At 54.9% G+C, this 14,406-nt stretch carries 10 protein-coding genes; 6 read left to right on the top strand and 4 right to left on the bottom strand.

Annotated elements, in window-relative coordinates; translation table 11 throughout:
- Positions 1–4: 4 nt before the first annotated feature.
- Positions 5–1,492: a SulP family inorganic anion transporter gene (locus tag MWU64_RS10850; protein ID WP_247064305.1), complete on the bottom strand. Its 1,488-nt coding sequence runs from the start codon at positions 1,490–1,492 to the stop codon at positions 5–7.
- A gap of 228 nt (positions 1,493–1,720) precedes the next feature.
- Here MWU64_RS10850 and MWU64_RS10845 point away from each other — a divergent pair, with 228 nt between their 5' ends.
- From MWU64_RS10845 to MWU64_RS10835, 3 genes are all read left to right on the top strand, one after another.
- Entirely contained in the window at positions 1,721–3,001 is a 1,281-nt protein-coding gene (locus MWU64_RS10845; protein WP_247064303.1) for an MgtC/SapB family protein, read from the top strand.
- Positions 3,002–3,132: 131 nt separating this feature from the next.
- Complete coding sequence (gene djlA / locus MWU64_RS10840; protein ID WP_247064301.1) at positions 3,133–3,915, top strand: co-chaperone DjlA; 783 nt, start codon at positions 3,133–3,135, stop codon at positions 3,913–3,915.
- A gap of 74 nt (positions 3,916–3,989) precedes the next feature.
- Positions 3,990–5,411 (top strand): amidase, encoded by a 1,422-nt coding sequence (locus tag MWU64_RS10835; RefSeq protein ID WP_247064299.1) that lies wholly within the window; start codon positions 3,990–3,992, stop codon positions 5,409–5,411.
- Here the strand turns inward: MWU64_RS10835 and MWU64_RS10830 are convergent.
- Positions 5,408–6,127 carry a pseudouridine synthase gene (locus tag MWU64_RS10830; RefSeq protein ID WP_247064297.1) on the bottom strand — a complete coding sequence of 240 codons (720 nt, stop codon included), beginning with the start codon at positions 6,125–6,127 and terminating at the stop codon, positions 5,408–5,410. The genes MWU64_RS10835 and MWU64_RS10830 overlap by 4 nt on opposite strands.
- Before the next feature lie 108 nt (positions 6,128–6,235).
- Here MWU64_RS10830 and MWU64_RS10825 point away from each other — a divergent pair, with 108 nt between their 5' ends.
- Complete coding sequence (locus MWU64_RS10825) at positions 6,236–7,861, top strand: methyl-accepting chemotaxis protein (protein ID WP_247064295.1); 1,626 nt, start codon at positions 6,236–6,238, stop codon at positions 7,859–7,861.
- 7 nt (positions 7,862–7,868) lie between these two features.
- Here the strand turns inward: MWU64_RS10825 and MWU64_RS10820 are convergent, their stop codons facing one another.
- On the bottom strand, positions 7,869–10,946 hold the full coding sequence (locus tag MWU64_RS10820) for an efflux RND transporter permease subunit (RefSeq protein ID WP_247064293.1): 3,078 nt from the start codon (positions 10,944–10,946) through the stop codon (positions 7,869–7,871).
- Positions 10,947–10,951: 5 nt separating this feature from the next.
- A complete protein-coding gene (locus tag MWU64_RS10815; protein WP_247064291.1) occupies positions 10,952–12,034 on the bottom strand; it encodes an efflux RND transporter periplasmic adaptor subunit in 1,083 nt (360 codons plus the stop codon).
- A gap of 332 nt (positions 12,035–12,366) precedes the next feature.
- Between MWU64_RS10815 and ilvG the strand changes: the two genes are divergently transcribed.
- Positions 12,367–14,067: an acetolactate synthase 2 catalytic subunit gene (gene ilvG, locus MWU64_RS10810; protein ID WP_247064289.1), complete on the top strand. Its 1,701-nt coding sequence runs from the start codon at positions 12,367–12,369 to the stop codon at positions 14,065–14,067.
- Positions 14,064–14,342, top strand: a complete 279-nt coding sequence (locus MWU64_RS10805; protein ID WP_247064287.1) for an ACT domain-containing protein — start codon at positions 14,064–14,066, stop codon at positions 14,340–14,342. Before ilvG ends, MWU64_RS10805 begins: the two co-directional genes overlap by 4 nt.
- Positions 14,343–14,406: the final 64 nt, after the last annotated feature.

Raw genomic sequence — 14,406 nt, 5'->3', positions numbered from 1 at the left:
CTGTTTAGTGTCCCATAAGCTGATCTACAGCTTCAGGCTTATCGTGTACACCGAACCGGTCAACAATGGTCGCACTGGCTTCGTTCAAGCCAATCACCTCAACATCAGCCCCTTCCCGGCGGAATTTGATCACGGCCTTATCCAGGGCTCCCACCGCGGTGATATCCCAGAAATGAGCGCGACTGAGATCAATCACAACATTATCAACCGCTTCTTTGAAGTCAAAGGACGCCGTGAACTTTTCTGACGAACTGAAGAATACCTGCCCGGTAACGGTATAACGACGAGTGTTGGTTGTTTCGTCCAGCTCGGACGTCACCGCCATGTAATGGCCGACTTTGTTGGCGAAGAACAAAGAGGCCAACAGCACGCCCGCCAGCACGCCAAATGCCAGGTTGTGAGTAGCAACCACAACGACGACCGTCACCACCATTACGATATTAGTTGAAAGCGGGTGATTCTTCAGATCCCGGATGGATGTCCAGCTAAAGGTACCGATAGACACCATGATCATCACGGCAACCAGCGCCGCCATCGGAATCTGCACCAACCATTCATCAAGCACCAACACCATCACCAGCAAAAACACACCCGCTGTGAACGTCGATAAACGGCCACGGCCGCCCGATTTAATATTGATCACAGACTGGCCTATCATCGCGCAACCGGCCATACCACCCAGCAGACCGGAGCCAATGTTAGCAATGCCCTGACCTTTACATTCGCGGTTACGATCACTGGTGGTATCCGTCAGATCATCAACGATGGTTGCGGTCATCATAGATTCCAGCAAACCCACCACAGCCAAACCGGCCGAATACGGCAGAATAATCATCAGTGTTTCGAGGTTAAACGGCACATCGGGCCACAGGAATATTGGCAAGGTATCCGGCAGTTCCCCCATATCGCCTACCGTGCGAATATCCAGATTAAGGAACATTGCCACTGCCGTCATGGAGATAATGCACACCAATGGCGAAGGGATCAGCTTCCCGACTTTAGGCACGTACGGGAACAAATAGATAATACTCAGCCCGGTCGCCGTCATGGCATAAACATGCCAGGTTACGTTGGTCAGTTCAGGCAACTGAGCCATAAAGATCAGAATCGCCAGCGCGTTGACAAAGCCGGTTACCACCGAGCGCGACACAAAACGCATCAAGCTACCCAGTTTCAAGTAGCCAGCCGCTATCTGAAACACACCGGTCAGCAGTGTGGCCGCGAGCAAATACTGAAGGCCGTGCTCTTTTACCAAGGTCACCATCAGCAGCGCCATAGCACCGGTCGCGGCTGAGATCATTCCGGGGCGACCACCTACGAAAGAAATAATGACAGCAATACAGAAAGACGCATAGAGCCCGATTTTCGGGTCCACACCGGCAATGATCGAGAAAGCGATGGCTTCAGGGATCAAAGCCAAAGCCACCACAATGCCGGACAGCAAATCACCTCGAATGTTCGAGAACCAATCTTGCTTGAGAGAGTTCACCATGGTTGGGGATATCCAGTTACTCAGAGAAAAAAGAAACAGTTACTCGCGCATCTAAACCAGCACGCAGAAAACCTAAGGAAGGTGGATTGCTTCAAATTTTGGGGCGCGAAGCTTACCAGAAACCGCTCAAAAAAGTAACAAACCCCAGAGCTGCACGCGTCAAAGCGTGACCCTCGGCCGGGTAATTGCCTAAAATAGAATAACAGCGAGTTATTGAACGGAACCTACATGGATGAACTAGCAAGCCAGTTTATAACTTCAAACCAGACCGCCATTCACCTTGCATTGGCCTTGCTGCTTGGGGCCATCGTCGGTCTGGAACGCGGCTGGGGTGCCCGGGATCAGAAAGCCGGAGAACGTATCGCCGGCATCCGAACTTTCTCACTGATTGGCTTTCTTGGTGGCCTCTCTGCGGTACTGTCTACCGAAATCAGCATCTGGGCGTTCCCGGCCCTTCTGTTCTGCGTCACGGCCATCGGATTGGTCGCCTATAGAGAAAGATTGCGACACGTACAAAACTTCAGCATTACCGGCCTCATCGGCATGCTGCTGACCTTCTGCTTCGGGGCCGTTGCTGTTGCCGTCGATCCGGTTATTGCCATTGCCGCCGCCGTCATAACCGCCCTCATTTTGGACAACAAGCAAGAAATCCATAACTGGGTCAGAAAACTGCAAGCCCATGAACTGGATGCCGCGCTCAAGTTGCTACTCATTTCCGTCGTCATGCTGCCGCTGCTGCCCAACGAACGGCTGGGGCCGGGTGGCGTACTCAACCCGCGGGAAATTTGGTGGATGGTGGTCATGATTGCCTCCATTTCCTTTGTCGGCTATTTCGCAATGCGAGTTGCCGGCACCCGAAAAGGGATCTTGTTCACCAGCCTTTTTGCCGGCCTAAGCTCTTCCACTGCACTGACTTTGCACTTTGCCCGGCAATCCAAACAAGCTCCGGAATTAAATCCCCAGTTTGCCGCCGGTATTCTCATTGCCTGCGGCACCATGTTCCCGAGGATTCTGGTGTATTGCCTGATCATTAACCCTGCGCTATTGCCGCAACTGACCTGGCCTGTGCTGCTTATGACGGCACTATTATATGGCCCGGCTTTCTATATTTGGCGAAAGCACACAACCGACGAATTCATCACCCAGCCACGCCTTACCCAGAACCCGTTGAATCTCGCCTCCGCACTGGTCTTCGGTGTTTTGCTCACCGCGATCCTGCTGCTGGGTGAATTCCTGAAAGAAGCGTTCGGCGATGCCGGTATTTATGCATTGGCTGCCACATCGGGCGTAGCGGATGTTGATGCCATCACCCTCTCACTGACCCGCATGTCGAACAACGGTCTGGGCATGGAAGCCGCCGTTTTGGGAATCGTTGTCGCCGCCTCGGTGAATAATCTGGTGAAGTCAGGCATTGCCTGGGCCATAGGCAACCGTAACATTGGCATGCTGGTGGCCGGTCCCATGGTTTTGTCGCTCGCCGCCGGCTTCTTCGCGGCTTGGTTACAATAATGCCCTTGAAGCCGACCCTCGCGCGTATCACACACATGGCCCGCTGTTCAGGCAAATGAAAGCCTGTTCATGAAGCCGAGCCAAAAAACCCGTATATTTCAGCTATTGATAACGACTTTAAGGAAACCCGAATGCTGTTCGCAATGATATTTGGTGGCCTGATTGGTTACGCCTTTGGCCGCTTTCCGGGCTTTTTAATTGGCGCTGCAATCGGCGCCTTCCTGTTTCAGCGGTTAAAAAGCAAACTGGTCGGCGGCTTACAGCACATCCAGCAAAACTTCATCGAATCGGCATTCTCTGTGATGGGGGCTCTCTGCAAAGCTGATGGTGTTGTCAGCCGTGATGAAATCCAGATGGCTGAAACCATGTTTGTGCGTTTCCGCCTGAACGAGGAGCAAAAAGCCATCGCCAAAGCCGCGTTTAATCGCGGCAAGCAACCGGATTTCGATCTGGATGCAGCACTTCAGAGCTTCCTTGCCGCGTCTGGGCGTCAGCCGGCTCTGCTGCAGATGTTCCTCCAGATTCAAGTATCCGCGGTCGCCGCTGATGGCCAGGTACATCCTGCCGAACATGAAATGCTGCTTCGCATAGCTCGAGGCTTGGGCCTGCCTGAAAGCCAGGTAGACCAGCTCGAAGCCATGTTACGCGGCGCTCACGCGGGTCAGTCGGGCAGCAGGTCAAACTACTCTACCGGCCAGCAGCTGGAAGATGCGTACAAAGTACTCGGCGTTTCGCCAAGCGCATCAGATGCCGAAATCAAACGGGCTTACCGCAAGCTGATGAGTGAAAATCACCCAGACAAACTGGCCGGCAAGGGCTTACCCGAAAGCATGCGAGAGATGGCTGAGGAACGAACCCGGGAAATCAGCCACGCCTATGACGTAATCAAGGAAGCCAGAAAAACAGCGTCTTGAGCCCAAAATGATATGCCGTCACGTTTTCGGCTGGGTTATGGTCAAGGTCCGTCAAACACCTTTTGGAGTACTGAATGGACCACAAGCAACCGACCCTCTTTCATTGTTTTCAGGATGACGCACTCGGTCGCTCTGACGCCACAGAACTGGCGGAACGAATTCGCCGGGGCGAAGTATCTGCGGTCGAGGTAACGAAAGCGGCGATAGCCCGGTCCAAACAGGCACAAATAGCGCTCAACGGTGTCGCCACCGAAAATTACGAAGGGGCCCTCGAACACGCTAAAGCTGTAGATCCGGCGACATCGCCATTTGCGGGTGTTCCCACCTTTATAAAAGACAATCTGGACGTAAAAGACCTACCCAGTGGCCACGGGTCTGAAGCCGTTCCACTCCGGCCTGCCAAAGCCACCAGTCCCTTTGTCGAACAAATGCTGGCCCAAGGCTACGTATGCCTAGGCAAAAGTACGCTGCCGGAATTTGGCTTCAATGCCTCTACCGAGTTCCCAAATGGTGAAGCCACCCGAAATCCCTGGAACCTGAATTACTCCTGTGGCGCATCCTCCGGTGGCTCCGCAGCCATGGTCGCGGCAGGCGTGGTCCCCATCGCCCATGCAAACGACGGTGGAGGCTCCATTCGCATTCCGGCTGCATGCTGTGGCCTCATTGGCCTGAAACCCACCCGAGGCCGAGTGGTGCTGAACGACTCGGCGAAGAGTGTGCCAGTAGACATCGTCAGCGACGGAGTGGTTACCCGCTCGGTAAGAGACACCGCCGGATTCTTGTCTCATGCCGAGCAATATTTCTACAATCAGAAACTGCCCAAAGTCGGGCTCGTGCAAGGCCCCGGCGATAAACGCTTGCGAATTGGCTTGGTGCTGGATTCCATCAACGGCCATCCTACGGATAATGAAACACGTCAAACTGTTGAGAAAACCGCGAAATTACTGGAAAAAGCGGGCCACACAGTAGAGCTTATGTCAGTTCCTGTAGCAGACACCTTCCCGAATGACTTTGCGTTGTACTGGGGCATGCTGGCTTTTGGCATGAGGCTCAAAGGGCGCCAAATGCTGCACCCCGATTTTGATAAGCGAAAAGTGACCCGTTTAACCAAGGGCCTGGACCGCCGTACCCGCAAACAGCTGTGGCGACTGCCCGGCGTTATTTGGCGTTTGAAACGGTCTTGGCATGACTATGCCCGCGAAATGGCCGATTACGATGCAGTATTAACACCGGTGCTCGGCCACCCAACACCGAAGCTTGGCCATCTGAGCCCCAACGTACCTTTTGACACCCTGTTCGAGCGTTTGAATGCCTACTCGAACTTTACACCTTTGGCGAACGCCACCGGTGCCCCGGCGATTTCCGTGCCTATGGGCATGACCAACAACAACTTACCTATATCGGTACAGTTCATGGCCAAACACGGGGACGAGCGCACACTGCTTGAACTCGCCTATACCTTAGAGACCGAGCACGGTTTTCCAAGCTTAGGCTAAACCTCCGGAAAAATAGTCAGTACGTCCTGAAAGCTCGGCTCCGGCTGCGCTTTCAGGACAAGCTCCGCCCCCGTCACCGGGTGCTGAATTCGTAGCTCCGTTGCCGCCAACAGCAATCTGCCCTGACCAAACCGTTCGGCAAAGTAACGGTTATGCCGCCCTCTGCCGTGATTGGCATCACCGATAATCGGGTGATTGATGTGCTTCATATGCCGACGCAGCTGATGCTTCCGTCCGGTTTTCGGGTATAGCTCTACCAGACTGTAGCGGCTGGTGGGATAACCCTCGATTTCGACCGGCAACTCGGTGGTTGCCAATCTCCGGTAATGGGTTAACGCCTCCCGTATCGGCTGCTCCAGCCCTTTCAGCCGCCGATCTTCCGGCTCATCCCTCAAAGGATGATCAATCACACCCGATTCCGGTGTCCAGCCACGCACCACCGCCTGATAGGTTTTGGACACCTGCCCAGCCATCATCGCCCGCCCCATTATTCGCGCCGTCTCTGAATCACGCGCGAACAGCAGCACGCCCGACGTGGGCCGGTCCAGCCGATGAATCGGATACACATGCTGACCACCGTTCAATTGCCGGGCGTATTGCAAGGCGAATTCCGTTTCGTGCTTGTCGATGGGGCTGCGGTGAACCAACAGTCCGGACGGCTTGTGCACGGCCAGTAGCCACTGGTCAGAATAAATTTCAAAAAGGGGGTTCAGCATTTTCACGAATGGCCGATAATAGGAAGCTATCTACGGCAGGGTTGTCCTGACCGCTCCGTACGACCGAATCATACCGTTCAACCCCCACATGAAACAGGATTACCTCCAATGCAGTGGTACACCAAAAGTATCCTGAACCGCATTCTCACCGTCGTTTCGCTGGCCAACCTGCTGATTGCAGCCATGGCGGCCATGTATTTCAACAGTTCTTTGAAAGTCCAAGAGCAATACGATCATCTGGTTAGCGCTCAAATGGTTCAGGCCATACAGGCTCAGGACATCCTGAGCGATTTCAAAACACAGGTTCAGGAATGGAAGAACGTACTGCTTCGGGGAACGGATCCGGCGCAGCGTGAAAAGTACTGGAATAGGTTTCAGAGTACGGAAGCAAACATTCAGCACCAGCTTGATCAATTGATCCCGACGCTGACGGATGCCAAAGCAAAAGCGCTGATGCAACGATTCCAAGCGTCTCATGAAACCATGGGACGCGCCTATCGCGAAGGCTTCATGCGATTTGAAGCCGCAAACTTTGACCATACCGCAGGAGATCAGGCAGTGGCCGGCATCGACCGGGAGCCGAGCCGGATGATTGAGGGCGCGGTCACGCAAATCCGGGATGTTGCCGTTTCACGCTCGGCTGAGTTGCGCCAAGATGCCACATCCGACACATGGTTTATGGGCAGTCTGTTGCTTGGCGCTATCATTCTGGGCACCCTCGCCTGCTTGATTGCATTGATTCGCTCGGTGATACGCCCTACTCAGGAGCTCGTAGGCAAGCTATCCAAAATTGGCGCAGGCGATCTGTCCGACCCGGTTACCCTTGAGCGTCGGGACGAACTGGGCAAACTGGCAGATACGGCGCGGGTTCTGCATCGTTTCCTGACCGATACTGGCGAACTGATGAAGCAGAATGCCACCCAATTGGCCGATACCGGCGCAATGATCCGCACCAGTGCCGATGCCGTTTCGAACCAATCAGATCAAGCACACCAGCGTATCGACCAGATCGCCACCGCCATGAACGAAATGTCTGCGACGGCGCAGGACGTCGCTCGCCACGCGGCCTCCGTGGCCGGTCAGGTTGATGAAACCACCAATCAGACCCGTCATGCCGACGATCAGATCAACATTGCCGTCAGCAGCATGAATCGCCTGACGGACCAAATCCAAAGCTCTACCGAAACCGTAGCGCAACTGGCGAAAAGCGGTGAGCAGGTAGGCAATGTTATGCAGGTTATTCGCGAGATTGCGGATCAAACCAACCTGTTGGCATTGAATGCCGCGATTGAGGCGGCACGAGCCGGAGAGGCGGGAAGAGGTTTTGCCGTTGTGGCTGACGAAGTACGCAATTTGGCAGCAAAAACACAGGCGTCTACGGTGGAAATTGACGGCATTATCGCCAATATTCAGTCTGGATCTAAAGATGCCACAGAGTATATGGAGGCCTCCGGGATCGTCGCCAGAGAGAGCAGCGACTCCGTGGATGCGGTCAGGCAAACGCTGGCAGTTATCAATCAGCGAATGCTCAGCGTAAATGACGCGACCACTCAGGTGGCGACAGCTGCTGAAGAGCAAACCAGCGTCAGTGAGGATATCAATCGAAACGTTACGGAAGTGGCCGAGATTTCCGAAAAAATGTCCGAAGCGGCAGAAGACAACCTGCGGGCTGTTCCGGAACTCGAGGCAATGGCCGGCAAAGCCCAGGCCATCGCCCAGCGCCTAAACAACTAACCCGGCTTCAGCCCGAGCGGCCGATCAGTGAACGAAAGCGCTGACCGGCGTTCTCCCCCAGCACCAACAAAGCCGGAGTCAGCAGCAAGGTAAGCAAAGTCGCGAAGGCCAAGCCGCCTGCAATAGCACTCGATAGCTGAGTCCACCACTGGGTAGACGGTGCCCCCAAGCCTAACGACGGCTCCAGCAAGTTCACGTTAACGCCCAGCACCATGGGCATAAGGCCAAGAATCGTGGTGGTGGCGGTTAACAACACCGGGCGGAAACGCAGGCAACCGGTTTCGAGTGCGGCTTCAACGGCTTCCTTACCCTCTTGCTTCATCTGGTTGTAGGTATCAATCAGAATGATGTTGTTGTTCACCACAATCCCCGCCAATGCGATGATACCCATCCCTACCATAACGATGCCGAATGACTGGCCGTTCAACAGCAGACCGAGCAAAACGCCGGCGGTTGAAAGCACAATGGCCGAGAGAATCAGTAAGGTCTGGTACATGGAGTTGAACTGGGTAAGCAGGATGAGCACCATCATGCAGATCGCCACCAGGAAGGCCGTGACCAAGAAAGTCGAGGCCTGCTGCTGATCCTCATTTTCACCGCCAAATCGCAGCGTGACGCCTTCCGGTGGTTCCGGCATTTGTTCTTGCAAGGCCTTGAGCAGCTCGTCCATGCGCCGGCCCGGTGCCACGTCGGATTTGATGGTGATGGTTCTCTGGCCATCCACTCGAACAATACTGCCAGTTTTGTCACCGGGCTCCAGAGTCACAAACTGAGACAACGGTACCTGCCCACGAGGCGTATTGATGGTCTGCCGCTGCAGGTGTTCAAGCTCACGCCAGTTATTCGGTACCCGTACCGCAATATCCACTTCATCCCGGACATCCTCCGGGCGATAGGTGGCCAGCACCATGCCGTTGGTCACCAAACGCACGGCACTGCCGATGCTCAGCACATCGGTACCAAAACGCGCGGCCGCCTCGCGATCTACCTGCAAGCGCCATTCAATGCCCGGCAAACTGCGATCGTCTTCAATATCGACAAAGCCGCCAATGCTCTGCATGGCCTGTTCGATCTCATCCACGTAGCCATCAAGCTGCTCGGAATCCAGACTGCTGACTAACAACTCAATCGGTTTGCCATCTGCAGGGCCGCCTTCTTGTTTTCGAAACTCCAGTTCAATACCGGGAATACCCGCGGTACGTTCGCGGAAGTCTTCCAGTATTTCTGTTGCAGGCCGACGCGTGTACCAATCGGTAAACTGGAACTGCAACACACCGATCACATCCGGTGCCATATTGTTTCCGGTGGACAGCATGGAACGTGCATATAAGGCTTTTACTTCCGGCATGTTCAGCAAATGACTTTCCACTTCACGAACGATGGCATCTCGTTCCCAAACGGACAGATCGCCGCGAGCACGCACCTGAACCTGCGCCGAATCGGGCTCCACACTCGGAAAGAAATCGACGCCGTGGTTAAAACGCCCATAGGCGGCATAGATCAGAACAATAAGCACTAGGGCTCCAATCAATGTGAGCCCAGGGCGCTGCAGGATGTTGGCCAAGGCGTGTCGATAGACTTTCATGATGCGCCCCTCGACCGCATCTTCATGAGCGCGCCGGCCACCACTGACGCCGCCCATAACCGGCAGGAAAACAAGCGCCATTGCCAGTGAGGCTATGAGACAAATCAGCACGGTCATCGGCAGGAACTTCATAAACTCGCCCACCACACCCGGCCAAAACAGCAGGGGCACGAATACCGCCAACGTGGTGGCCGTCGATGCAATCACAGGCCACGCCATTCGGGAAGCGGCTTCTACCCAAGCCGTTTTTACCGGCTGGCCATCGGTCAAATTACGATCCGCCAGTTCCGATACCACAATGGCACCATCCACCAGCATTCCGGCCACCAGTATCAAGCTGAACAACACCACGATGTTGAGCGTGAGCCCCATGCTCCAGATCACCAGAATACCGGTCAGAAACGCCCCCGGGATGGTTAGCCCAACCAGCAAAGCGGAACGCGCGCCCATAGCTGCAATTACCACAATCAAAACCAGCACAATCGCCGTCATCACGTTGTTGAGCAAGTCAGAGAGGATATCCTGCACCTCTTCCGACTGATCCATGATGTAACGAATCTCCAGCGCTTCTGGTAACTGAGGTTTCACTTGTTCAACCAGCGAACGGACCTTCTCGATGGTGGCAATAATGTTCGCCCCGGATCGTTTCGACACTTCCAGCACCAAAGCCGGTTCGTTGTTAATGCGCGCAAACCCGGACGGATCTTTAAACGTCCGCTGCAACATGGCGACATCGCCAAAGGTAACGACCGTGTCGCCATCCACTTTGATGGGCATCGACATAACATCTTCGATCGACTCGATGACACCAGGCACTTTCAACGACATTCGGCCATTTCCGGTGTCCAATGAACCCGCGGCCACCAGTCGGTTGTTGCGGCTCACCATGGACGCAAGCTCATTGAAATCAATGCCGTAACTTTCTAGCACTTGGGGATCTACAACGATCTCCAACAGGTCTTCCCGATCACCGCCTATCTCGACTTCCAACACTTCCGGCACACCCTCTATGGCATCCTGGAAACGCCGGGCTATGGTGATCAGTTCACGTTCTGACAAGGGGCCAGACAGACCAATGGAAAGTACCGGGAACAGAGAAATGTTGATTTCGTGAACTCGAGGCTCATCGGCTTCCTGAGGCAGTTTGCTACGGGCGGTATCCACCTTCTCCCGCACATCCTGCAAGGCTTTATCGGCGTCAAAACCGGCATCGAATTCCAGCATGACTGACGCATGGCCCTCAGAGGCGTTGCCCCGCATCTCTTTGATTCCTTCAAGAGAGCGAAGCTCTTGTTCCATGGGGCGAACAAGCAACCGCGCGGCGTCTTCCGGACTGATCCCGTCCAACGCCATAGCAACGTAGATCATAGGAATCGCAATATCAGGGCTCGATTCCTTGGGAATCACTTGATAGGCGACGATTCCGCCAATCAGGAGAAACAAAAAAGCCAGCAACGTAGTGCGGCTGCGGTCCATGGCTGCGGTGATAAGGGTTCTCACAATCATCAGCCCCGCTTGTCGGAACGGTCAATCGGGTTCACAACCTCACCGGCCACAACAAACCCGGCACCGCGAGTGATCAAATATATTTCATCCGGGAGGCCGGTTACCCACGCACCATTGGTGGAAATGCTGAGCAATTTGACCGTTTCGAATACCACCTCGTTGTTGGAATCGACGTATTTCACACCGGGACGGCCGTCATCATTGAGGCTCAGATAAGCGGGGGAGATAAACATGGCCTTCTGCTCAGGCAAGCGCACGTTGAGCGTTGCTGTGCCGCCCGCGGCGCGTTTGCGCTCAGGGTTTTCCACCACCACTTCTACGGCGAAGCTACGGGTTGCAGTATCGGCAGCACTTGCGACAAAACTCACCACTCCGGCCAAGCGGGTGTCGTCCAGCAAAATCACTTCGACCGCTTGGCCGGGCTGTACGTCTTTCACGGTTTGCTGCGGCACCCGCCCCGTAGCTTTCAGGCGATCAACCTGAACCAGCTCCAGTAACGGAGTGCCTACTTTGACCAGCGTTCCGGGGTCCACTTCCCGGCGATTTACGACGCCATCAAACGGCGCGACGGGGGTCAGGTGCTGCAACGTCAGCTGGGCGCCTGTCATTTCCGCCCGAGCCGCCGCCAGCTCGCTTTCAAGGCTCAGAATTTCTTTCTCTGCCACCAGGTTCCGGGTTTTAAGCTTGCGGGCCGCCGATAAATCCGCTTCCAGTTTGCGAATACGCGCGCGCCAGCTGGCAACCACCGAATCACGCCCATCGGTGGACAACGTCAACAGCGTTTCGCCCGCTTTGACGTGCTGCCCAAGATTTACCCGCAGCTGTTCAACCGTTCCTGCCGTGCGCGCGCTGACCATCACCTTCTGCCAAGGCTCAATCTGCCCCTGCATTTTAATCGAAGGCTGGTATGGCTCAGCTTTCAGCAACTCGACTTCCACCTTAGTGGGTGCTTTTTCCGATTGTTCAGGCTCTTGTGGTGCATCATCGCTGGCGACTTTCACATCTCCGGTAGCCATCCAGACGATCAAAACCACCATCACAAGTATCGATAGCCCCAGAGAACCCCACTTTGCTTTCGTCATATTCCACTCGCCGTTTTAGTTGTTCTTGGTTGCTGCAAAAAGTTGACCTTGTTCCAATAATTTCCAACAAAGGGTTGCAACCGCTTTTAAACGTGCGGTAGATTCTACACATATTGTTCAACTCTATTCAGAGCAGACTGTCGATTTTATGAACTTCACTGCAGTTATCGTCCTAGTAAAGCTAATCCTGGTGGTCGTGGTACCGTCCGGGGGCTTTTGCGTGGACAAGCAGGTGAAATAGCGACAACCTGATACAGACACCAGAAACCCCCGGCACCGAAAGGTCCCGGGGGTTTCTTTTTATGCGGCAAAAGAAAAGGGAAGTAACGACCATGAACGGCGCACAGCACATTCTTGACGCGTTTCACCGCCACAATATCAATACCGTTTTCGGCTATCCGGGCGGCTGCATTATGCCGCTCTACGATGCACTGGTAGATGATGTCGGCGTGGAGCATGTGCTGTGCCGCCATGAACAGGCCTGCGCTTTGGCGGCCGACGGTTTTGCCCGCGCCAGTGGCGAGATAGGCGTTTGCATTGCCACCTCGGGCCCCGGCGCAACCAACCTGATTACCGGTGTTGCCAATGCCTACATGGATTCGATACCCATGCTGGTTATCAGTGGTCAGGTGCCCTCACCTCTGATCGGCACCGATGCGTTTCAGGAAACCGACATTCTGGGCATGACCTTAGGCATCGTGAAGCACAGCTATTTAGTGGACGATGCCAACGCGTTACCTACCATTATGGAAGAAGCCATCACACTGGCCCAAAGCGGCCGCCCCGGGCCGGTTTGGATTGATATTCCGAAAAACCTCTTGCTCACGGAAGTGACCGCCCCCTTCGTTTCAAAATCGAGCGAGCCAGAAGGCCCATGCCCGGACATTGCCGAGGCCCTCGCTATGTTGCGATCCGCCAAGCGCCCTCTGCTCTATAGCGGTGGGGGAATTTCTTTGGCGCAGGGGGAGGACAATTTCCGCCAGTTTGCACAAGCTTCGGGTATGCCGTCGGTTGTGACTCTGAAAGGCATCGGCAACGCAGGCAAAGGCAACCCGCACAACCTGGGCATGCTGGGCATGCATGGGTCACGTGCGGCAAACAAAGCGGTTGATGAGTGCGACTTGTTGTTTGTCATCGGAGCCCGTCTGGATGACCGCGCGACGGGCAAACTGGACGGTTTCGCCCCCAATGCGCGCATGATTCATATCGACGCGGATGCCGCTGAAATCAACAAACTTCGCCCGGCGGATTTAGCGTTGCGAGGTAATCTGAACCAGATTCTTGCAGTTTTCACTGCCGAGTTGAATGCCAAGCCGTTAACGATCAACGAATGGCAGAAACAGTGCAAAACCTGGCACACCACCGGCGGTTTTCAGGCCGCCGACAATGAAGAATCGTTGGCTCCGATTGCTGGCCCTGCTTTTATTCGCCAGCTGTCAAAAATTGCTCCCGATAACGCGGTGATTGCCTGCGACGTTGGCCAGCATCAAATGTGGGTGGCCCAGCATTACGAGTTTGATCACCCCCGGCATCACCTGACCAGCGGTGGGTTGGGCACCATGGGGTTTGGCTTGCCAGCCGCCATCGGCGCGCAGTTTGCCGACCGCAACAGCACGGTTATTAATGTGACCGGCGACGGCTCATTCATGATGAACGCTCAGGAGCTGGCCACCATTCGCCGTTACAACCTGCCCTTGAAGCTGATCATTATGGATAACCAGTGTTTGGGCATGGTTCGCCAGCAACAGGAGTTGTTCTACAAGAATCGTGAAAGCCACATTAATCTGGATGACAACCCGGATTTTGTGGCCATGGCGCGGGCCTTCGATATTCCGGCGCTGCACATTGAGCGCACGGATCAGATTCGCCGTGGCATTGAAGCCATTCTGGCTTATGACGGGCCGATGTTATTGCACGTTGCCATCAGCCGTGAGGAGAACGTTTGGCCGATCGTGAAACCCGGCGGCAGCAACAAAGAGATGATTGATGAAACCCGGCGCACCAGCGCATCTACTAAGGAGCAGGTAGCATGAGTTCGCAAGCAGAGTGTTCTACACCGAGCTACAACTTGAATTGTCGTATGCATATGGAGGCGGCGGCGCTTGAGCGTTTGTGTCAGGTTGTTCGGGTGCGTGGGTTTCGGATTTCTGAGATGTCGATGAGTTCGGGCAGCGAGCATTTGGATATTGCGTTGACGCTGGAGGGTTCCCGGCCGATTGCTATGCTTCAGGCTCAGTTGGAGAAGTTGCATACGGTGGCGGAGGTTGTGGTTCAGTCTCCGAGTTCGGTTCGGTCGGCTTTGGGTTGAGGTTGGGTGTTTCGGCTCCCCCCCTAGCCTGCTGGTTTTGGGGGCGGGTTTGCGGGGTGCGGAG

The sequence above is a fragment of the Marinobacter sp. S0848L genome (assembly GCF_023016065.1).
GTDB lineage: Bacteria > Pseudomonadota > Gammaproteobacteria > Pseudomonadales > Oleiphilaceae > Marinobacter.
Note: the sequence above shows the minus strand (reverse complement) of the source record. Positions and strands in the feature narration are given on the sequence as shown.